Annotated in this window: 19 protein-coding genes; 11 read left to right on the top strand and 8 right to left on the bottom strand. The window is 63.5% G+C overall.

Annotation, left to right across the window (positions count from 1 at the left end):
- Positions 1-73: 73 nt before the first annotated feature.
- The 6 genes from KCX70_RS06190 (at position 74) to rlmF (ending at position 7,821) form a co-directional block, all read left to right on the top strand.
- Positions 74-436 carry a DNA polymerase III subunit chi gene (locus tag KCX70_RS06190; RefSeq protein ID WP_102847382.1) on the top strand — a complete coding sequence of 121 codons (363 nt, stop codon included), beginning with the start codon at positions 74-76 and terminating at the stop codon, positions 434-436.
- Positions 437-598: 162 nt separating this feature from the next.
- Entirely contained in the window at positions 599-3,433 is a 2,835-nt protein-coding gene (locus KCX70_RS06185) for a valine--tRNA ligase (RefSeq protein WP_212619606.1), read from the top strand.
- 317 nt (positions 3,434-3,750) lie between these two features.
- Complete coding sequence (gene nhaD / locus KCX70_RS06180) at positions 3,751-5,130, top strand: sodium:proton antiporter NhaD (RefSeq protein ID WP_021209510.1); 1,380 nt, start codon at positions 3,751-3,753, stop codon at positions 5,128-5,130.
- A 59-nt stretch (positions 5,131-5,189) separates the two neighbouring features.
- Complete coding sequence (locus KCX70_RS06175) at positions 5,190-5,486, top strand: winged helix-turn-helix domain-containing protein (protein ID WP_212619605.1); 297 nt, start codon at positions 5,190-5,192, stop codon at positions 5,484-5,486.
- Between the two features lie 115 nt (positions 5,487-5,601).
- Positions 5,602-6,771, top strand: a complete 1,170-nt coding sequence (locus KCX70_RS06170) for a YbfB/YjiJ family MFS transporter (protein WP_212619604.1) — start codon at positions 5,602-5,604, stop codon at positions 6,769-6,771.
- 45 nt (positions 6,772-6,816) lie between these two features.
- Positions 6,817-7,821: a 23S rRNA (adenine(1618)-N(6))-methyltransferase RlmF gene (rlmF, locus tag KCX70_RS06165; protein ID WP_212619603.1), complete on the top strand. Its 1,005-nt coding sequence runs from the start codon at positions 6,817-6,819 to the stop codon at positions 7,819-7,821.
- A gap of 1 nt (position 7,822) precedes the next feature.
- Here rlmF and KCX70_RS06160 read toward each other — a convergent pair whose 3' ends face one another.
- The 4 genes from KCX70_RS06160 to KCX70_RS06150 form a co-directional block, all read right to left on the bottom strand.
- The gene (locus KCX70_RS06160; protein WP_212619602.1) at positions 7,823-8,254 is read right to left on the bottom strand and encodes a GNAT family N-acetyltransferase; all 432 of its coding nucleotides are present in this window, start codon (positions 8,252-8,254) and stop codon (positions 7,823-7,825) included.
- Positions 8,255-8,257: 3 nt separating this feature from the next.
- Complete coding sequence (locus tag KCX70_RS06155; RefSeq protein WP_212619601.1) at positions 8,258-8,449, bottom strand: hypothetical protein; 192 nt, start codon at positions 8,447-8,449, stop codon at positions 8,258-8,260.
- Between the two features lie 146 nt (positions 8,450-8,595).
- A complete protein-coding gene (locus KCX70_RS23405; protein WP_256066941.1) occupies positions 8,596-8,721 on the bottom strand; it encodes a hypothetical protein in 126 nt (41 codons plus the stop codon).
- Positions 8,718-9,929 (bottom strand): MFS transporter, encoded by a 1,212-nt coding sequence (locus KCX70_RS06150; RefSeq protein ID WP_256437934.1) that lies wholly within the window; start codon positions 9,927-9,929, stop codon positions 8,718-8,720. The genes KCX70_RS23405 and KCX70_RS06150 overlap by 4 nt, the downstream gene beginning before the upstream one ends.
- Before the next feature lie 142 nt (positions 9,930-10,071).
- On the opposite strand from KCX70_RS06150, the gene yejK reads away from it, so the two are divergent.
- Together yejK and KCX70_RS06140 are read left to right on the top strand one after the other, a co-directional pair.
- Positions 10,072-11,079 (top strand): nucleoid-associated protein YejK, encoded by a 1,008-nt coding sequence (yejK, locus tag KCX70_RS06145; RefSeq protein WP_021209518.1) that lies wholly within the window; start codon positions 10,072-10,074, stop codon positions 11,077-11,079.
- Between the two features lie 231 nt (positions 11,080-11,310).
- Positions 11,311-12,108: an undecaprenyl-diphosphate phosphatase gene (locus KCX70_RS06140; RefSeq protein ID WP_212619600.1), complete on the top strand. Its 798-nt coding sequence runs from the start codon at positions 11,311-11,313 to the stop codon at positions 12,106-12,108.
- A gap of 49 nt (positions 12,109-12,157) precedes the next feature.
- On the opposite strand, the gene KCX70_RS06135 is transcribed toward KCX70_RS06140, so the two are convergent.
- The gene (locus tag KCX70_RS06135) at positions 12,158-13,096 is read right to left on the bottom strand and encodes a glutathione S-transferase family protein (protein ID WP_021209520.1); all 939 of its coding nucleotides are present in this window, start codon (positions 13,094-13,096) and stop codon (positions 12,158-12,160) included.
- A gap of 67 nt (positions 13,097-13,163) precedes the next feature.
- On the bottom strand, positions 13,164-13,460 hold the full coding sequence (locus tag KCX70_RS06130) for a GIY-YIG nuclease family protein (RefSeq protein ID WP_021209521.1): 297 nt from the start codon (positions 13,458-13,460) through the stop codon (positions 13,164-13,166).
- A 267-nt stretch (positions 13,461-13,727) separates the two neighbouring features.
- Here KCX70_RS06130 and mltF point away from each other — a divergent pair, with 267 nt between their 5' ends.
- A complete protein-coding gene (mltF, locus tag KCX70_RS06125) occupies positions 13,728-15,188 on the top strand; it encodes a membrane-bound lytic murein transglycosylase MltF (RefSeq protein WP_212619599.1) in 1,461 nt (486 codons plus the stop codon).
- Positions 15,189-15,209: 21 nt separating this feature from the next.
- Here the strand turns inward: mltF and ybaK are convergent, their stop codons facing one another.
- Positions 15,210-15,680: a Cys-tRNA(Pro) deacylase gene (gene ybaK / locus KCX70_RS06120; RefSeq protein WP_212619598.1), complete on the bottom strand. Its 471-nt coding sequence runs from the start codon at positions 15,678-15,680 to the stop codon at positions 15,210-15,212.
- A 116-nt stretch (positions 15,681-15,796) separates the two neighbouring features.
- Positions 15,797-18,097, bottom strand: coding sequence for a 5-methyltetrahydropteroyltriglutamate--homocysteine S-methyltransferase (gene metE / locus KCX70_RS06115; RefSeq protein ID WP_212619597.1), 2,301 nt, complete (start codon positions 18,095-18,097; stop codon positions 15,797-15,799).
- Positions 18,098-18,254: 157 nt separating this feature from the next.
- On the opposite strand from metE, the gene KCX70_RS06110 reads away from it, so the two are divergent.
- Together KCX70_RS06110 and metR are read left to right on the top strand one after the other, a co-directional pair.
- On the top strand, positions 18,255-18,845 hold the full coding sequence (locus KCX70_RS06110) for an exopolysaccharide biosynthesis protein (protein WP_212619596.1): 591 nt from the start codon (positions 18,255-18,257) through the stop codon (positions 18,843-18,845).
- A 216-nt stretch (positions 18,846-19,061) separates the two neighbouring features.
- Positions 19,062-19,988, top strand: coding sequence for a transcriptional regulator MetR (metR, locus tag KCX70_RS06105; protein WP_102851334.1), 927 nt, complete (start codon positions 19,062-19,064; stop codon positions 19,986-19,988).
- Positions 19,989-19,993: the final 5 nt, after the last annotated feature.

Below are 19,993 nucleotides of genomic sequence, written 5' to 3'. Positions count from 1 at the left end.
GCCGTCCGACCACGGCCCGTTTTCAGGAGCGCCATCACCCGCCTGGACGCTTAATTCCCGGAATGCACCGTACATGACGCAAACACCACCCAATAAAGCCGCCCATCTTCTCGACGACCTGGAATCGATCCGCGCCCTGCTAGGCGACCAGGACCCGCCGCTATCGGGCGAGTCCCTGGATCCGGACAGCATTCCGCTGCTGTCGGAAATCGTCGAGCCCGCGCCGCACGCCGCGGCACAATCCGAAACGCGAGAGCCAGCGGTACGCACCGCGTTTCGCACGCTCGCCGAGCGCCATCTGGACCACGAATTGCGCACCGCGGCGCAGCTTATCCTGCAGGATGTCATCGACGACTTCGTCCCGCAGATCGAAGCCGAACTACGCAACCGCCTGGAGGCTCGCGCGCAGCAGCTGATCAAATCGCACCGTACTTGACGTCGGCACACTGCACCGGGCGTCGCCGGCATGCTCGGTGCCTACGCAGAGCGGTATTTCGCCTATCGGGCGCATAAAAGCGGCATTGCGATTCGGCCCCTCGCGCACTTTGCCTTTATACTTGCCGGCTTTTCCGATCAGCCGTTCTAAGGGTCCCGCCGCATGGACAAGACCTACCAGCCGCACGCCATCGAAACCTCCTGGTACCAGACCTGGGAATCGAACAACTACTTCGCACCCCAGGGGTCGGGCGAGCCCTACACCATCATGATCCCGCCGCCGAACGTCACCGGCAGCCTGCACATGGGCCATGGCTTCAACAACGCCATCATGGACGCCCTGATTCGCTGGCGCCGGATGCAGGGGCGTAACACCCTCTGGCAGCCGGGCACCGATCACGCGGGCATCGCCACGCAAATGGTGGTCGAGCGCCAGCTCGGCGCTCAGGGTGTCAACCGTCATGATCTGGGCCGCGAGAAGTTTCTCGACAAGGTATGGGAATGGAAGGAGGAGTCCGGCGGCAATATCACCCGCCAGATTCGGCGGCTGGGCTCTTCGGTCGACTGGTCGCGCGAGCGCTTCACCATGGACGCCGGTCTGTCCAACGCCGTGAAGGAAGCCTTCGTCCGTCTGCATGAAGACGGCCTGATCTACCGCGGCAAGCGCCTGGTCAACTGGGACACCAAGCTGCACACCGCCATCTCCGACCTGGAGGTGGAGAACCACGACGAGAAAGGCCACCTCTGGCACCTGCGCTACCCGCTGGCCGATGGCTGCAAGACGGCCGATGGCAAGAATTACCTGGTCGTCGCCACGACCCGCCCGGAGACCATGCTCGGTGACGCCGCGGTCGCCGTGCATCCCGAAGACGAGCGCTACAAGAATCTGATTGGCCGCCACATCATGCTGCCGCTGGTCAATCGCCTGATTCCCATCGTTGCCGACGACTATGTCGACCTCGAATTCGGCACCGGCTGCGTGAAAATCACCCCGGCGCATGACTTCAACGACTATGAGGTCGGCAAGCGCCATCGTCTGCCGCTGATCAACATCTTCGATCGCAACGCCGCGGTACTGGGCCGCGCGCAGGTGTTCAACATCGACGGCACGCCGAACGACAAGGTCGACGCCAGCCTGCCGGACGGTTACGCGCACATGGATCGCTTCGATGCGCGCAAGGCCATCGTCGCCGAGTTCGAGGCCATGGGCCTGTTGGAGAAGATCGACGACCACGCGTTGAAAGTGCCGCGTGGCGATCGCTCGGGCACCATCATCGAGCCCTGGCTGACCGATCAGTGGTACGTCTCCACCAAGCCGCTGGCGGAAAAGGCCATCGCGGCCGTGGAGAATGGCGATATCCAGTTCGTACCCAAGCAGTACGAGAACATGTATTTCAGCTGGATGCGCGACATCCAGGACTGGTGCATCAGCCGTCAGCTGTGGTGGGGCCATCGCATCCCGGCCTGGTACGACGAAGCGGGCAACGTCTATGTCGGCCGCGACGAAATGGAAGCACGGACCCGCTACAACCTCGGCAACGAGGTCGAGCTGCGCCAGGACGATGACGTGCTGGACACCTGGTTCAGCTCCGGCCTGTGGACCTTCTCCACTCTCGGCTGGCCGGAACAGACCGATTTCCTCAAGACCTTCCACCCCACCGACGTGCTGGTCACCGGCTTCGACATCATCTTCTTCTGGGTTGCCCGGATGATCATGCTCTCGACCCACCTGACCGGGCAGATCCCGTTCAAGACGGTGTACGTACATGGCCTGGTTCGCGATGGCCAGGGCCAGAAGATGTCCAAGTCCAAGGGCAACGTGCTCGACCCGCTGGATATCGTCGACGGCATCACACTCGACGAGCTGTTGCAAAAGCGCACCAGCGGCATGATGCAGCCCAAGCTCGCCGAGAAGATCGCCAAGCAGACCCGCAACGAATTCCCTGAAGGCATCGCCAGCTACGGTACCGACGCCCTGCGTTTCACCTTCTGCTCGCTGGCCTCCACCGGCCGCGACGTCAAGTTCGACATGGGCCGCGTCGAGGGTTATCGCAACTTCTGCAACAAGATCTGGAACGCGGCGAACTTCGTCTTCGAGAACACCGAGGGCAAGGACACCGGCGTCAACGGCGAAGCCGTAGAGCTGTCTTCGGTCGACCGCTGGATCATCTCCGCGCTGCAGCGCACCGAGTGCGAAGTCAATCGCCAGCTCGAAGCCTTCCGCTTCGACCTCGCCGCCCAGGCGCTCTACGAGTTCATCTGGGACGAGTACTGCGCCTGGTACCTGGAGCTGGTCAAGCCGGTGCTCTGGGACGAAAGCGCCAGTGCCGAACGCCAGCGCGGCACCCGCCGTACCCTGGTCCGCGTGCTGGAAACCGCCTTGCGCCTGGCACATCCGTTCATGCCCTTCATCACCGAAGAGATCTGGCAGCGCGTCGCGCCGCTGGCCGGCAAGTCCGGGCCTACGCTGATGCTGCAGCCCTGGCCGGAGTTCAACCCGGAGCGCCTCGACGAGGCCGCCGAGGACGATATCGAGTGGGTCAAGGCGTTCATGCTCGGCATCCGTCAGATCCGCGGTGAAATGAATATCTCCATGGCCAAGCGCATCGACGTGGTGCTGGGCAATGCGAGCGAAACCGACCGCCGTCGCCTGGCCGACAACGAGCCGCTGCTGAAGAAACTGGCCAAGCTGGAAAGCGTCCGCGTGCTCGCTGAAGGCGAGGAAGCACCGCTCTCCGCCACCGCACTGGTCGGCGACTTGCAGGTACTGGTGCCGATGGCGGGCCTGATCGACAAGGACGCGGAGCTCGCCCGCCTCGACAAGGAAATCGCCCGTTTCGATGGCGAGGTCAAGCGTGTCGGCGGCAAACTCGGCAACGCCGGCTTCGTCGACAAGGCCCCCGCCGAGGTGATCGAGAAGGAGCGCGCCAAGCTGGCCGAGGCCGAACAGGCCAAGGCGCGACTGCTCGAGCAGCGCGAGCGCATCGCGAGCCTGTAACAAGCCAAAGGCCAGCACTCGATGTGCTGGCCTTTTTGTTTCAGGCCTTTTCCGCTTGATCGATGACAAGCCACGAGCGGGCCGGCCGAGTGATTATCCGGATCCACCAAGAGGAAAAAATGCCGGCGCGCCGGTCCAAACGCTGCTCCTGACCTGACCCACGCCCAACGCAGCCTGCTCAGCAGGTGCCGCGGTCGGCCGTTCTGAGCTCAGGATCGCCAGCTCGCCGACTGCACGCATGCGGACACCACGCTTCTACCGGCTCGCCACCCCGAGCATGGCCGGTACGGTGATCAAAATAAAAAGGGACCTCGTAGATGTATGTATTCATGGCTGTTGTGTTTGTCCTTGGTTATCTCTGCATAGCCCTGGAACATCCGCTGAAAATCGACAAGGCCGCCGCGGCGATCCTGACCGCCGTGTTCTGCTGGACAGTGCTGGTGCTCGGTGCCGATTCGATCATCTCGCCACAAGCGGCCGCACACGCCCCGGGCGGGCCAGCGGAGCTGGTCATCGAAGCCTTGCGCCACCATCTGGGCGAAATATCGGAAATCCTCTTCTTCCTGCTCGGCGCGATGACGATCGTCGAACTGATCGACTCGCACGAGGGCTTCAAGGTCATCACCGACCGCATCCAGACCCGTCGGCGCGTCCACCTGCTCTGGATCGTCGGGCTACTGACCTTCTTCCTCTCCGCCGCGCTGGACAACCTGACCACGACCATCGTGATGGTCTCGCTATTGCGTAAGCTCATCCGCGGGCGGCCCGAGCGCTGGCTGTTCGTCGGCGTCGTGGTGATAGCGGCGAATGCCGGTGGCGCCTGGTCGCCGATTGGCGACGTCACCACCACCATGCTCTGGATCGGCAACCAGATCACCGCCTCGGGGGTCATCTTCGGGTTGTTCCTGCCAAGCCTGATCTGCCTGCTGGTGCCCCTGCTGGTGCTCAGCTTCCGATTGCGTGGCGAGGCACCGCGGCCCCGTGCGCGGACCCACCTGGGCGAGCATCAACCGCCGGAAACCACCGCATTCGAGCGCAATACCGTATTGGCGCTGGGCCTGGGCGCCCTGGTGTTCGTCCCGGTGTTCAAGACCGTCACGCATCTGCCGCCGTACATGGGCATCCTGTTCGGCCTCGGCGTGCTCTGGATCGCGACAGAGTTTCTCCACCGCGACAAGGAAGACGAGCACAAGCATCCGCTGTCGGTGGTCGGCGTGCTGCGCAAGGTCGATACACCCAGCGTGCTGTTCTTCCTCGGCATCCTGCTGGCCGTCGCCGCGCTGGCGACCGCCGGGCATCTGACCCAGATTGCCCTGCTGCTGCGCGAGTCGCTGGGGCATATCTATCCGATCAATTACAGCATCGGACTGCTGTCGGCAGTGGTCGACAACGTGCCGCTGGTGGCCGGCGCGATGAAGATGTATCCGCTGGCGGATCCGGCAATGGTGGCCGCGGCTTCGCCGGAGGATGCCGACTGGCTTTCGCAATTCGTCGTCGACGGGCATTTCTGGGAGATGCTCGCCTACTGCGCGGGCACCGGCGGCAGCACCCTCATCATCGGCTCCGCTGCCGGCGTGGCCGCCATGGGCATGGAAAGGATCAGTTTCACCTGGTACGTCAAGCGGGTCAGCCTGCTCGCGTTTCTTGGCTATACCGCTGGCGCTGTCGCTTATATGGCGATGCTGGCGCTGCAATGACACCGTTGCCCTCTCCGCGCGCCCGCTAACGGCAGGCGCGCTCCGACTGGAAGCATCACATGACGGTCAGCAAGACCAAAAGCAGTTTCTACCGCCGGCTCTATGTCGCCTGGCTGATCGACAGCGGCACCGCTGTCAGCGTCCCGGCCATCGTCGAGGCGACCAGCATGCCGCGGCGCACGGCTCAAGACACGCTGGCCGCGCTGGCCGATCTGGATATCGACTGCCGTTTCGTGCAGGAGGCCGGCGAGCGACACAATGGCGGGCACTACCGCATTGACGACTGGGGCGCGATCGACCGGCAGTGGATCGAGCGCAACCTGGCGCAGATCAAGGCGGTTCTGGCCTATCCCTGAGCGGCTTAGGTCCGATCGACGTCGCGTCGACACCGCCTTGGCCATCAGTAGCGTGGTCGTTGGTCGCACGTGTCGCTAAGCTGTAAGGCCACCCTGCCTGCATGGTTCGCCTTCGATGCCCTCACGCCCCGCCCTGTTTCCGGTACTGCTGGCCGGCGCCACCCTGTTGCTCGTCGTCCATGGACTCGGCCGCTTCATCTACACACCGTTGCTGCCCTGGCTGGTGGAAGACGGTGTGCTCACCGTGCAGCAGGGCGCCAGCATCGCCAGCTGGAATTACCTCGGCTACCTGATCGGTGCGCTGCTGGCGTTGCGCTGGCATCGCGTGGCTCAGATCCGCCGCAGCCTGCCCTGGGCGCTGGTGCTGCATGTACTGACGACGCTGGGGCAAACCCAGGCGGAGTCGGCGGACTCGCTGGCCATGCTGCGTCTGCTCAACGGCATCAGCAATGGGCTGGTGTTCGTCCAGGCACCTTCGCTGATTCTCGAATGGCTCGCCCGTCACCGGCGGGTATCGTCCAGTGGGCTGGTGTATCTCGGCGCCTGTGTCGGACTGATCCTCTCCAGCCTGCTGGCCAGTCTGAGCAACGGTATGCTGCAAGGCGCCGAGCGCTGGTGGCCCGCTGCGCTGCTATCGATTCCGCTGGCCTGGTGGGGCTGGCGGCAGCTGGCACACCTGGACATACCCGACGACCCGGCCAGCGCAGACGACGCCCCCGCGCACAGCGGACGGCTGCTGGATCGCGCCAGCACGCCGCTGTTTCTCTCCTACGCTGGCGCCGGTATGGGCTATATCCTGCCCATGACGTTCCTGCCGATGGTGGTGCGCCTGCAGGTGGAGCCAGGCAGTCCGCTGATCCAAAGCAGCTGGCTGTTGGTGGCACTTGCCACCCTTCCATCTCCATGGCTCTGGAATCGGCTCGGTGCCCTGCTCGGCGATACCCTGGCGCTACGCTTCAGCTACGTCACGCAGCTCATCGGCGTGCTGGCAGCGCTGTTGCTACCGGGCGCGCCTGGCATCCTGCTGTGCGCCGTCCTGGTCGGCGGCACCTTCCTCGGCACGGTACTGCTCACCCAGCGGCTTGCGCGCACATTGCATCCCCACCAGGGGCCACGCCTGTCGGCCGCGTTGATTGCGCTCTACAGCCTGACCCAACTGGCAGGGCCGTGGCTGACGGGCATCTGGCTGAACATGGGCGGAACCCTGCATAGCGCCTTTTGGCTGGGCGCCGGCGCGCTGCTCTGGGGGCTGATATGGATGCTGTTGGTGCCACGCCCGCGCTGAAAGCTGTGGGACAATATCGACCTTGATCGCTACAGACAGTCGAACATGTCCGCTCCGAAAACCTTCAAAGCGTCGCCGCGCCCCGACAAACCGGACGCCGGCAAGCCCACCCTGCATCCGCGCAACCGTCATACCGGGCGCTACGACTTCCCGGCGCTTATAGCCGGCAGCCCGGAGCTGGCAGCGTTCGTCATCATCAACCCTTACGGCAAGCAGAGCATCGACTTCGCCAACCCAGACGCCGTACGGGTGTTCAACCGTGCGCTGCTCAAGCAGTTCTATGGCATCGCCCACTGGGACATCCCGCCAGGCTATCTGTGCCCGCCGATCCCGGGCCGCGCCGACTACGTGCACGGCCTCGCCGATCTGCTGGCGCTCGACAACGCAGGCGAAATCCCCCGTGGCGGGCATATCCGGGCGCTGGACATCGGTACCGGGGCCAACTGCATCTATCCGCTGATCGGCCTACGGGAATATGGCTGGCGCTTCACGGGCTCGGATATCGACGCGATTGCCCTGGCGTCGGCACGCACCATCGTCGCGGCCAACACGCTCGGCAAAAGCATCACCTTGCGTCAGCAGTCCGATCCACGACATGTCTTCGCTGGTCTGGTGCAGCCAGACGAACGTTTCGACGTGACCTTATGCAACCCACCCTTCCATGCCTCCCAGGCCGAGGCCAGCAGCGGCAGCCAGCGCAAGTGGCGCAATCTCGGCAAGCTCGATCCGAAGCGCAAGCTACCGACCTTGAATTTCGGTGGTCAAGCCGCGGAGCTCTGGTGTGAAGGCGGTGAAGCGGCTTTCATTGCCCGCCTCGCCGACGAAAGCCGCGAAGTGGGCCAGCAGGTCTGCTGGTTCACCACCCTGGTGTCCAAAGCGGGCAACGTCCAGCCCCTGCAGGCGCGCCTGAAGAAGCTCGGCGCTCAACACGTGCAGGTGTCGGACATGTCGCAAGGGCAGAAGCGCAGCCGCTTCGTCGCCTGGACCTATCTGACCGATGAGCAGCGCAGCGCGTGGCGAGCCACACGCTGGAAACCCCAGCCGGGCTGAGTCAGTCAAGCGAGCGGCGAAAGTATTTGGGAGCTTCCTGGTAGCCCAGCCGCGTATAGAAGCGGTGGGCTGCCGTGCGACGTTCATCGCAGTGCAACTCCAGGCGATCACAGCCACGCGCGCGAGCATATTGCTCGGCGGCCCGCACCAGCCGCTCGCCTATCCCCTGACCACGCGCGGTGGCATCGACACAGAGGTAGCTTATCCGGCAGAAATCGCGATCGAGGGCCAGTTGAACGATGAAGTGCAAGGAGATGAAGCCGAGCAGCTGCCCATCCTCCCCTTCGGCCACCAGCAGGCAGGCATCGGCGTGACCTAGTTGCTGCCGTAGCCGGCGGTCGATGAAGGCGTCACTTCCCGGGTAGCCAAGCTCACCCAGCAGCCGCACCAGCGGCACGGCGTCGTCCAGGCGTGCTTCGCGCACCCGGGACATGCATCAGACCGCCAGATCCCAGAGCTGCTTGTTCTTCAGCACCATGGTCTGGATGTAGCGCGGTTCACCATTGATCTCTTCCAACTCGGTCATACCCGCCAGCTCACCCACGACGCGGTAGCGCTTGCCGACACGCTTGTCCTGCAAGGGATACAACTGGGCGATCTGTTGGGCTAGTTCGGTAAGAGTGGACATGTTGGTTGGCTCCAGATAACTGCATGCCGCAGCTTTTTACAGGGCTTTGGTTACGGTTCTGCGACAAACCGCATGCGTCTCGCTTGTTGGAGCCATCGGTGACGAATTGATTCCCTGCATGCGGGGATAAACAGCGAAACAGCGTTTCAGCACATCCCCACGCCAAGTTGCAGCAGGGCCAGCCCACCCCACTGCCATCCCCACCAGGCAGCGGCCAGCAGCAGCGCGAGCAATAGCGCAGCGCCGGCGTAGCGCCACCCGTTGTGCATCATGCCGCGCCTGCCGCCAGGCGCACGCGCTCGACCGGCTGCTCGCGAATCGGCCAGTTCAAGGCGGCCGCCATCAGGCTGAGGGCGATGGAGATCTGCCAGACCAGGTCGTAGCTACCGGTGTGGTCGTACACCCAGCCGCCCAGCCAGCCACCGAAGAACGAGCCGATCTGATGGAACAGAAAGACGATGCCTCCGAGCATCGACAGGTTGCGCACGCCGAACAGCGTCGCCACCGTGCCATTGGTCAGCGGCACCGTCGACAACCACAGCAGACCCATGGCAATGCCGAAGGCGTAAGCCGTCCACAGCGTCAGTGGCGCGAAGAAGAACGCACTGATGACCACCGCCCGAAACAGGTACAGGGCCGTCAGTAACTTGGGTTTCGAGTAACAACCGCCCAGCCACCCAGCGGTATAGGTGCCGACGATATTGAACAGCCCAACCAGCGCCAACACCGTGGTGCCCGCCATTGCCGGCAAGCCCTGATCGACCAGATAAGCCGGCAGATGGATACCGATGAACACCACCTGAAAGCCGCAGACGAAGAAACCCAAGGCCAACAAACGGAAGCCTGGATGACCGGCAGCCTCACGCAGCGCCTCGACCAGCGACTGCTGCGGCCCGGTTACCGGAGCCGCCGGGCCGCTACGCAGCATCAGCGCCAGCGGCATGATCAGCGCGACCAGAAGCCCCAACGCCAGCAGGGCTGAAGACCAGCCCAGCCAACCGATCAGACCAAGCGTGCCGGGCAACATGGCGAACTGCCCGAACGAGCCCGCGGCGCTGGCTATACCCATCGCCATGCTGCGCTTTTCCGCCGGTACGGCACGCCCGACGGCACCGAGGATCACCGAGAACGAGGTACCGGAAAGCCCCAAGCCGATCAGCAGACCGGCGCTCAGCGAGAGCGACAGCGGCGAATCCGCACCTGCCATGAGCAGCAGGCCCACGGCATAGAGCACACCGCCGATCAGCACAGTTCGCGCGACGCCGAAGCGATCGGCCAGTGCACCGGTGACCGGCTGCGCCAGCCCCCAGATCAGGTTCTGCAGCGCGATGGCGAACGCGAACACCTCACGCCCCCAGCCGAACTCCGCACTCATCGGCGGCAGGAAGAGGCCGAAGCCATGTCGCGTACCCAGGGAAACGGCCAGGATCAGAGAGCCACCCAACAGAATCCAGACACTGTTGCGCCATATCGCATTCATCGCCGACACACTTAGCAAAAATGAGGGGGGATCCATCTTACTCGCATCCCCCCACTCACCCGCATCCACTTTTTTGCTCTGCGACGGACATGACGGCTCGGGTAAACTGCCGCCCGTCTGCCTCACCCGATGCGAGTAACCCATGCCCATCCGCCACTGCATTGTTCACCTGATCGAAAAAAAGCCGGACGGCACCCCGGCCGTGCTCCACGCCCGCGATTCGGAGCTGGGCGAATCCCAGGCCATCGAGAATCTGCTGGCCGATCTCAACGAGAGCTACAACGCCAAGCAGGGCAAGGCCTGGGGCTACTTTCACGAGGAGTCGGGGGCCTATCCGTTCAGTGGCTGGCTGAGCCAGTACATGGAGGGCAATCAGGATTTCACCGCGTTCAGCCGACAGGCGGTGGAGCACCTGCAGAAGCTGATGGAAGAATCCAACCTCTCCACCGGCGGGCACGTGCTGTTCGCGCACTACCAGCAGGGCATGACCGACTATCTGGCCATCGCCTTGCTGCACCACAGCAATGGTGTGACGGTCACCGATTCGCTGGATGTGGCCGAGGCCAAGCACCTCGATCTCGGGCAACTGCACCTCGCCACGCGAATCAACCTGTCCGAGTGGAAGAACAACCGGCAATCCAAGCAGTACATTTCCTTCATCAAGGGCAAGAACGGCAAGAAGGTCTCGGAGTATTTCCGCGATTTCATCGGCTGCCAGGAAGGCGTCGACGGCCCCGGCGAGACGCGCACGCTGCTCAAGGCGTTCAGCGATTACGTCGAAAGCGAGGACCTGCCGGAAGAGAAGGCACGCGAGAAAACCAGCGCCCTGGTCGGTTACGCCAGCAGCCAGGCCAAGATCGGCGAGCCGATGTCGCTGGAGGAGCTGTCCGGGGTCATCGACGAGGAGCATCCGCGCGCTTTCTACGACCATATTCGCAACAAGGACTATGGCCTCTCACCGGAGATTCCGGCCGACAAGCGCACCCTCAACCAGTTTCAGCGCTTCACCGGGCGCGCCGAGGGCCTGTCGATCAGCTTCGAATCCCACCTGCTGGGCTCGAAGATCGAATACGACGAAGCGCGCAACATGCTGATCATCCGCCAGTTGCCGACCCAGTTGACAGACCAGCTCAAGCGCCGCAAGGACTGAACCGCGGCAGGCGCGTTTCTGCAGCAACCTTGGGGCATATGGCGCAAGGGGCGCTTCGTCGAGACGGTGTTCGTGTCGTGACGGCGCATGACGTCCTGCCAATGCGGGCACAGCGCCCAAGCAGAACGAAATTTGCCCATCGCCGATGAAATGAAATGCCGGTTGGCGAGTCTCATGGCTGCTCTATCACCGCCGCGCCCGCGCAAGACCCGTTCTGGTTAAGGATTCACAATGGATTGGCTGCACCTGATTATTCTGTCCCTGGTTCAGGGCATCACCGAGTTTCTCCCCATTTCCTCTTCCGCTCATCTGATCCTGCCCTCCCAGGTGCTGGGTTGGCCCGATCAGGGGCAGGCATTCGATGTCGCGGTGCACGTCGGTACGCTGCTGGCCGTACTGATCTGCTTCCGTCATGAAGTCATCGCCACCGCTCGGGGTTGGCTGGCGCATGTATTCACCCGGCAGGCCAGCGCCGAAAGCCGTCTGGGCTGGGCGATCATCATCGGCACACTACCGGCCGCGACCCTCGGACTGCTGCTCGAGGACTACATCGAGCAATACACCCGCTCGATGCTGTTCATCGCCGCCACCACCCTCATCTTTGGCCTGCTGCTCTGGTATGCGGACGTCAAGGGACGGCGGGTTGCCGAAATGGATCAACTGACCTGGAAAAGCGCACTGATCATCGGCTTCGCCCAGGCGCTGGCGCTGATTCCCGGCACGTCGCGCTCGGGCATCACCATGACCGCCGCGCTGCTGCTGGGTTTTACCCGGCAGACCGCCGCGCGCTTCTCCTTCCTGCTGTCGATACCGCTAATTCTCGCGGCGGGTGGGTTGAAAGCCGTCGAACTAGTGCAATCGGGAGAGGCGGCGCAGTGGAATGACATTTTCATCGGCGCGGCGCTGTCCTTCGTCGCGGCCTTCCTCTGCATCAAGCTGTTCCTCAAAGCGCTGGATGCGCTGGGCATGCTGCCTTTCGTGATCTACCGACTGCTGCTGGGCGTGACGCTGCTGTTCATCGCGCTGTAAACAGACAGACCTGAGTCCGCGGCGTGCCACCACGCCGCGGATCCGGGTATCAGTTCGCCTCGATGCGATAGCCGATTCGCGGGAAGTGCACGTGCACCACTCCGGCACGCTCGTCCTCACGGCGCAGGATCAACTCTTCAACACCGGCGAACACCAGCTCGCCAGCCACCGGATCCGTTCCGTAATCCACCGCGCAGACGGTGACCGACTGGCCGGCCTGGAAACCGTTGGGCTCGAAGAAGGCTTCGTCCGGCAACGGGGCCGGCGTCGCCTCACGGGAGCACGTCAGGGCGTCTTCTGCGGACAGTTCGCTATGCGAGCCATGCCCGACGCCGAGGACCTTGCCCAGCCACGCCGCCACTTCTGGGTAATCGTCGACCAACGGTGCGGTGACCGGCGTGCCCTTGAGAAACCACAGGCAATGCGCTACGGCGAAGTCAGCGATGCAAGGTGCGCTCCCCAGCAGGAATTCGCCGTTTCCGCGCGCCAGTTGTTGCTGCAGACGCGCCATCAATACCGGCCAGTGGTTCTTGGCCTGCTCCAGCGGAATGCGTGTCACCGAGCCGCTGCTGAACAGCTCGGTGCGGTCCTTGCTGAATACCTGGACGAATTCTTTGGGCACCTGAGCGAAGCGCACGGCCATGGACTCGGGCTGGAATACCAAGCTGACCGCGTGCAGGAACAGCACCGAGTCGGCCCATTGAGCCAGCGTCGCGGCGACGAACTCCTGCCCTTCCGGGAACAATGCCGGCGTGCTTTTCTCAGCCTCCAACCGACGGGCCATCAGCGCGGTGTCGCAATATACGTCCGCGCCGATCTGCAATACCGGGGTGCGCCGATAGCCGCCGGTCAGCGCGGTGAGGTCCGGTTTCGGCATGACGGGCGGAATGGCCACCGAGCGCCAGGACAACTGCTTGAAGCCCAGCATCAGCCGCGCTTTTTCGGCGAATGGCGAGGTGGGATAGTGGTGCAGAATGATTTCGTGCATTGCGGGCTCCGTCAGTCTTGTGGGGAGATCGGAAGCTTACTCGCGACGGAGAAAGCGGCCTACCCGTTCAGCTGATTGCCTGACCATTCACCGAATCGCTGCGCTGAGCCGACACTAGGGCCTCCTTGGCGGGTTTGTTCATCTGCTTGATCGCCCGTTCGCGGCGCAACGCATCACCTTTACTGCCGCAGGTTTCGACATAGACCAGTGCGACCGCCGGGCTCGAATGAAAGAAGCGTGCGCCCCGCCCGCTCTGGTGCGCGGCGAAACGACGTTGCGCATCGTCGCTTATCCCGCAGTACAGCGCGCCGTTGGCGGCACGCACCAGATAAACGAACCACGGCTTCACGCAAGCGACGCTCATGCAACGGACTCTCTCGGTGGGATGAATGGCCACACGGGGCGCCTGACGGCCCGTAACGGGGCCGGGATTTTCCCGCGCTCATGGATGCCCGGCAAGCCTGGCGGCCGGTACGACGCGTTAGTCGCCGACAGCGGTCAAACAGAGCGGTCACCAACGCCGGCGCGGGGCGATCCGCAACACGGAGCAGCGGCCCCGCCGTTTCGCTTAGCAAAGTCCGTCGATCCTGTCGAGATATGGTGGCGGTTCGCCTTTGCGTATACTGCGCCGATGTTTGCCCAATCCGCGTTCCGAAAGCGCTGCACCTCCTGGTTGCTGGCGACCGGACTCTTCCTGATGCTCGGCAGCTGCGCTGAACCGCCCAGCGCGCTCGAGCGTATCAAGGAGGAAGGTGTACTGCGCGTGATCACCCGTAACAGTCCGTCCACCTATTTCCAGGACCGCAACGGCGAAGCCGGTTTCGAATACGAGCTGGTCAAGCGTTTCGCCAGTCACCTCGGCGTCAAACTGCAGATCGAGACCGCAGACAGCATCGAAGACATCTTCGCCCGGCTCAACCGCCCAGGCGGCCCGACCCTGGCGGCGGCCGGCCTGGTCGCCAGCGAAAGCCGCAAGGACCTGGCGCGTTTCACCAAGCCCTACCTGGATGTAACCACTCAGGTGGTCTATCGCCGCGGCCAGCGCCGCCCGACCCAGCCCGAGGATCTGGTCGGCAAGCGCATTCTGGTACTCAAGGGCAGCAACCAGGCAGAACAGCTCCAGGCGCTGCAGGCCGAGCTGCCTGATTTGCGCTACGACGAATCCGACGCGGTCGAGGTGGTCGACCTGCTGCGCATGGTCGACGAGGGCCAGATCGACCTGACGCTGGTCGAGTCCAACGAACTGGCGCTCAATCAGGTGTACTTCGCCAACGCGCGGGCCGCATTCGATCTGGGCGGGCAGAACAGCCTGGCGTGGATCTTCGGCAAGGGCGAAGACGACAGCGTCATCGAAGCCGCCAACCAGTTCCTCGACATGGCTCGGGAGAACGGCACCCTGCAGCGCCTGCGCGAACGCTACTACGGCCATGTCGACGTGCTCGGCTACGTCGGCGCCTACGCCTTCGCCAAACACCTGCAGCAGCGCTTGCCGCGTTACGAAAAGATCTTTCGTGAAACGGCCAAGACGCACGGCGTCGACTGGCGTCTGCTGGCCGCGATCGGTTACCAGGAATCCCACTGGCAACCCGAGGCCACCTCGAAAACCGGAGTGCGCGGCCTGATGATGCTGACGCTCAATACTGCCAAGGCCATGGGCGTGTCCAATCGTCTCGATCCGGCTCAGAGCATCCAGGGCGGCGGAAAATACATCGTCCAGGTGCGGGACAGCCTTCCCGAGAGCATCCAGGAGCCCGACCGTACCTGGTTTGCCCTGGCCGCCTACAACATCGGCGGTGGTCATCTCGAAGATGCGCGCAAGCTGGCCGAGCGCGAAGGACTGGACCCGAACAAGTGGCTCGACGTCAAACAGATGCTGCCGCGCCTGTCGCAGAAACAGTGGTATACCCAGACCCGCTACGGCTACGCACGCGGTGGCGAGCCCGTCCATTTCGTGGCCAACATCCGCCGCTATTACGACATCCTGACCTGGGTGACCCAGCCGCAGATGGAAGGCCAGCAGCTGGTGAACAACGAGTTCCACACCCCCGGCATCAATGCCACCGATCTCGGCGAGATACTGCCGCCGCTCTGATCATGTCGCCGCGTCAGGCGCTCAGCCTCGGCCGATCGACGCGAAGCTGCCGGCGGTGTGCTCAGCGAGCACTTCTGGCGCCAGCTCGACTTCCAGCCCTCGCCGTCCGGCACTGACGAAGATGCTCGGCAAGGCCTGCGCTGAACTGTCGATGAAGGTGCGCAACCGTTTCTTCTGTCCCAACGGGCTGATCCCGCCGACCAGATAGCCAGTCGCCCGCTGCGCCGCGGCAGGGTCTGCCATATCCGCCTTCTTTACCTTCGCCGCGTGTGCCAGCGCCTTGAGATCGAGACTGCCGGTGACCGGCACCACCGCGACCAGCAGCTCGTTCTTCTCGCTACAGGCCAACAGTGTCTTGAATACGCGGGCCGGCTCGAGCCCCAGTTTCTCGGCGGCCTCGAGCCCGTAGGAGGCGGACTTGGGGTCATGTTCGTAGCTGTGGATGCGGTGCTCGGCCTTGGCCTTCTTCAGCAGATCGATGGCGGGTGTCATGGCTCATGAGGATTCATGGAATGGGGCCCGCTACAGTAGCCAAAAATGGCGCGACCCGCACCGTGCAGGCCGCCTGTCTTGGCCTGGCCTGCCGGTACGAGGCCCTCGGCAATCGCTTAGGCCACCAGGTCTCGCCGGGCGCTGCGAAGCTGCCGGGCGGCAGCGACCATGTTGACCAGCGCCGCTTCGGTTTCCGGCCAGCCGCGGGTTTTCAGACCGCAATCGGGATTGACCCATAGCCGCTCGGCCGGGATGCGCTCGCAGGCTTGCTCCAGCAATTGAACCATCTCACTAGTATCGGGCACCCGCGGCGAATGGATGTCGTAGACGCCGGGCCCGATGTCGTTGGGGTAATCGAAGGCGCGGAAGGCCTCGAGCAACTCCATCTGCGACCGCGAGGTCTCGATGGTGATGACATCGGCATCCATGGCGGCGATCGCCTCGATCACGTCGTTGAACTCGCTGTAGCACATATGCGTGTGGATCTGCGTTTCGTCGCGTACGCCGCTGGCACACAGGCGGAACGCCGCGACCGCCCAATCCAGGTACTGACGCCATTGCGACCGGCGCAACGGCAGGCCTTCGCGGAACGCCGCTTCGTCGATCTGGATGATACGAGTGCCAGCCGCCTCGAGATCGCAGACCTCGTCGCGAATCGCCAGCGCCAGCTGCTGCGCCTGCTGTTCGCGGCTGATGTCTTCGCGGGTGAAGGACCACATCAGCATGGTCACCGGCCCGGTCAGCATGCCCTTCACGATCTTCCCGGTCTGCTGCTGAGCGTAGCGTATCCACTCCACGGTCATCGGTGCCGGACGACTGAGATCACCATAGATGACCGCCGGTTTGACGCAGCGCGAGCCGTAGCTCTGCACCCAGCCAAAACGGGTGAAGACGTATCCGTCCAGTTGCTCGGCGAAGTACTCGACCATGTCGTTGCGCTCAGCCTCGCCATGTACCAGTACATCCAGCCCCAGCTGTTCCTGTATCGCCACCGCGTGGCGAATTTCGGCTTGCATCGCCGCGGTGTAGTCGTTCACCGCCAGCTTGCCCTGCCGGAAGGCCTGGCGCGCACGGCGGATAGCCGGCGTCTGGGGGAACGAGCCAATAGTGGTCGTCGGGAAGGCGGGCAACGCCAGGTGCGCACGCTGCTTCTCGATCCGTTCACTGAACGGTGACTGGCGCTGGAGATGGCGCGGTTCGATCGCAGCCAGCCGCGCCTGCACTTGCGGCTTGTGGATACGCGGCGATGCGCTGCGACTGGCCTGCACCCTGCGACTATGCTGCAGTGCCGTCTGCACCTGATCGTCGTCCGGCATACTCAGCGCCCGCGCCAGGATCGAAACCTCGGCGCACTTCTGCACGGCAAAGGCGAGCCAGCTCTTTAGCTCGGTGTCCAGCTGGTCCTCGCGCGCCAGATCCACCGGGGTATGCAACAGGGAACAGGACGGCGCGACCCAGAGGCGCTCGCCGAGCCGCTCGTCAGCATGCCGCAGGACCTCCAGCGCCTTGTCCAGATCGCAACGCCAGACGTTGCGCCCGTTGACCAGCCCGAGCGAAAGGACCTTGTACGCCGGCAAGCGGTCAAGGATCACCGGGTATTGCTCCGGCGCACGCACCAGGTCGATATGCAGGCCGTCCACCGGGAGCGCGGCAGCCAGGCCCAGATTGTCTTCGAGGCCGCCGAAATAGGTCGCGACCAGCTTCTTCAGCGGCGCGCGCTGCAACAGGTTGTAGGCGCGCTCGAATGCGTTCTTCCAATCCTGTGGCAGGTCGAGGGTCAGGATCGGTTCATCGATCTGTACCCATTCGACGCCCTGCGCCGCCAAACGCTCGAGCACCTCGCCATATACGGGCAGCAGTCGTTCGAGCAGCTCCAGCTTGTCGAACGCCCCCCCACGGGCCTTGCCCAGCCAAAGATAGGTCAGCGGGCCGATCAGCACCGGTTTGACGGCGTGCCCTAGCGCCTTGGCCTCCTCGACCTCCTCGAACAGCTGGGTCCAGGACAGCTTGAACTGCTGGTTGGCAGCGAATTCCGGCACCAGGTAGTGGTAGTTGGTATCGAACCACTTGGTCATTTCCTGCGCTTGCGTACCGCCGCAGCAATGCTGGGTGACGCCGCGGGCCATGGCGAACAAGGTATCGAGGGTCGGCACGCCGTCGGCCGGGCGAAACCGCTCAGGCACCACGCCGAACATCAGCGAATGCGTCAGCACCTGGTCGTACCAGGCGAAGTCGCCGACTGGCAGCAATTCGATGCCAGCATCTGCCTGCAGCTGCCAATGAGCCGCGCGCAGCTCGGTACCGACTCGCCGCAGTGCGTCTTCTGCCAGATCGCCCTTCCAGTACGCCTCCAGTGATTTCTTCAGTTCGCGGTCGGCACCAATGCGTGGGAACCCCAGGGAATGAGCAACAGCCATCACGATCTCCAATTCGTCTCGCTTTTCGATGAGCGAGATTGTCCGTGCGGGCCATTATTGAAACAACCTCATGTAATTTTCTTTGAACATTAAAACTATTCATGGTGAATATTTTCACGCCACGGTTTTCTAACAGCGGACCGTTGGAGAAAAGCCGATGACTGTCCAAGACCCGCCGCAGAACCTGCGAACCCTGCTCGAGCACCTGACGCAGGCCGGCCAGCCCGACGCGCCCGTCACCATCCAGGACATGCTCGAAGCGACCGGCCAACGCAGCTTCGGTGCACTGCTGCTGGTCCCCGGACTGCTGGTGTTCTCGCCACTGTCGGGCATCCCTGGGCTGCCGACCTTTTTCGCCCTGATGGTGGGCCTGATCGCGTTGCAGTTGCTACTCGGACGCCGGCATTTCTGGTTGCCTGGCTGGTTGCTCCGGCGCTGCGCCAGTCGCAAGAAATATGACCGCGCGATCACTTTTCTCCAGCGACCGGCGCGGTTCGTCGATCGAATGCTGCGGCATCGCCTGACCTTTCTCACCGAAGGTGTTGCGGTGTATATCAATGCCCTGCTGTGCCTGCTCATCGCTGCCAGCATGCCGCCGCTGGAACTGATTCCCTTCGGTAACTCCATTGCTGGCGCCGCCCTGAGCGTCCTCGGCCTGGGCATGATGGCGCGCGACGGCGCGCTGATCATCGTCGCGCTACTGTTTATCGGCGCGCTGACGTATCTGGTGGGCCGTATCTGGCTGTAACACTCGGATTCCAAGCGAACGGCACCGTCTGACCGGACGGCCATCCGCCCGCCTTGTCAGGCACTCGCCTCGACTCCCGCTCGGCTCGCTCGACAATCGCTACCTCGCTGGAACACACTTGGCGGCAGATGAACGGTGCTCAAGTCACTCGGGCATTTGCGGGCCGGATTCTTCGCGATTCAAGGCCCGACCGCGAAAACAGCAGGAAGCCGTAGCATGTTGGAAATCCGTCACCTGAAAACGCTTCATGCATTGCGCGAAACGGACAGCCTCGTCGAAGCCGCCGAACGCCTGCATCTGACCCAGTCGGCCCTGTCGCACCAGTTCAAGGAACTGGAAGAACGACTGGGGCTCCAGCTCTTCGTACGCAAGACGCGTCCGGTGCGCTTCACCAGTGCCGGCTTGCGCCTGCTGCAACTGGCCGACAGCCTGTTGCCACAGCTGCGTAGCGCCGAACGCGATCTGGCCAGGCTCGCTGGTGGCACCGCCGGACGCCTGCACATGGCCATCGAATGCCATAGCTGCTTCCAGTGGCTGATGCCGACCATCGATCAGTTTCGCGACGCCTGGCCGGAAGTCGAGCTCGACCTGGCCTCGGGTTTCTCCTTCGCCCCGCTGCCGGCGCTGGCGCGAGGCGACCTCGATCTGGTGGTCACGTCCGATCCGATCGACCTGCCGGGCATCACCTACGTCCCGCTGTTCACCTACGAAGCCTTGTTGGCCGTCGCCAATCAACATCCGTTGGCGTCCCGGCCGTATGTGCGCGCCGAGGACCTGGCCAGTGAAACCCTGATCACCTATCCGGTAGAGCGTGATCGACTGGATATTTTCACCCGCTTCCTCGAGCCGGCCGACGTCGAGCCGGCGCAGGTACGCACATCCGAACTGACTGTGATGATGATGCAACTGGTGGCATCGGGTCGCGGCGTGTGCAGCGTGCCCAACTGGGCGTTGCACGAATACAGCACACGCGGCTACGTCACCGCCAAGCGCCTGGGTGAGAAAGGACTGTTCGCCACGCTCTATGCCGGGATTCGCGCCGACATGCTCGATTCGCCCTTCATGCGCGACTTCCTGCTCACCGCCAAGGACACCTCATTCGCCACCCTGGAAGGCGTCAGCGCGGCACCGAAGATGAAATGATCCCC

Source organism: Stutzerimonas stutzeri (assembly GCF_018138085.1).
GTDB lineage: Bacteria > Pseudomonadota > Gammaproteobacteria > Pseudomonadales > Pseudomonadaceae > Stutzerimonas > Stutzerimonas stutzeri_AI.
Note: the sequence above shows the minus strand (reverse complement) of the source record. Positions and strands in the feature narration are given on the sequence as shown.

Bases quoted from the DNA above. Each gene is read 5' to 3' on its own strand.
- KCX70_RS06185 (WP_212619606.1), top strand. From the start codon at position 599: ATGGACAAGACCTACCAGCCGCACGCCATCGAAACCTCCTGGTACCAG.
- nhaD (WP_021209510.1), top strand. From the start codon at position 3,751: ATGTATGTATTCATGGCTGTTGTGTTTGTCCTTGGTTATCTCTGCATA.
- rlmF (WP_212619603.1), top strand. From the start codon at position 6,817: ATGTCCGCTCCGAAAACCTTCAAAGCGTCGCCGCGCCCCGACAAACCG.
- KCX70_RS06110 (WP_212619596.1), top strand. From the start codon at position 18,255: ATGACTGTCCAAGACCCGCCGCAGAACCTGCGAACCCTGCTCGAGCAC.
- metR (WP_102851334.1), top strand. From the start codon at position 19,062: ATGTTGGAAATCCGTCACCTGAAAACGCTTCATGCATTGCGCGAAACG.
- KCX70_RS06130 (WP_021209521.1), bottom strand. From the start codon at position 13,460: ATGAGCGTCGCTTGCGTGAAGCCGTGGTTCGTTTATCTGGTGCGTGCC.
- KCX70_RS06155 (WP_212619601.1), bottom strand. From the start codon at position 8,449: ATGTCCACTCTTACCGAACTAGCCCAACAGATCGCCCAGTTGTATCCC.
- KCX70_RS06150 (WP_256437934.1), bottom strand. From the start codon at position 9,929: ATGAATGCGATATGGCGCAACAGTGTCTGGATTCTGTTGGGTGGCTCT.
- KCX70_RS06140 (WP_212619600.1), top strand. From the start codon at position 11,311: ATGGATTGGCTGCACCTGATTATTCTGTCCCTGGTTCAGGGCATCACC.
- KCX70_RS06170 (WP_212619604.1), top strand. From the start codon at position 5,602: ATGCCCTCACGCCCCGCCCTGTTTCCGGTACTGCTGGCCGGCGCCACC.
- ybaK (WP_212619598.1), bottom strand. From the start codon at position 15,680: ATGACACCCGCCATCGATCTGCTGAAGAAGGCCAAGGCCGAGCACCGC.
- yejK (WP_021209518.1), top strand. From the start codon at position 10,072: ATGCCCATCCGCCACTGCATTGTTCACCTGATCGAAAAAAAGCCGGAC.
- KCX70_RS06160 (WP_212619602.1), bottom strand. From the start codon at position 8,254: ATGTCCCGGGTGCGCGAAGCACGCCTGGACGACGCCGTGCCGCTGGTG.
- metE (WP_212619597.1), bottom strand. From the start codon at position 18,097: ATGGCTGTTGCTCATTCCCTGGGGTTCCCACGCATTGGTGCCGACCGC.
- KCX70_RS23405 (WP_256066941.1), bottom strand. From the start codon at position 8,721: ATGATGCACAACGGGTGGCGCTACGCCGGCGCTGCGCTATTGCTCGCG.
- KCX70_RS06175 (WP_212619605.1), top strand. From the start codon at position 5,190: ATGACGGTCAGCAAGACCAAAAGCAGTTTCTACCGCCGGCTCTATGTC.
- KCX70_RS06135 (WP_021209520.1), bottom strand. From the start codon at position 13,096: ATGCACGAAATCATTCTGCACCACTATCCCACCTCGCCATTCGCCGAA.
- mltF (WP_212619599.1), top strand. From the start codon at position 13,728: ATGTTTGCCCAATCCGCGTTCCGAAAGCGCTGCACCTCCTGGTTGCTG.
- KCX70_RS06190 (WP_102847382.1), top strand. From the start codon at position 74: ATGACGCAAACACCACCCAATAAAGCCGCCCATCTTCTCGACGACCTG.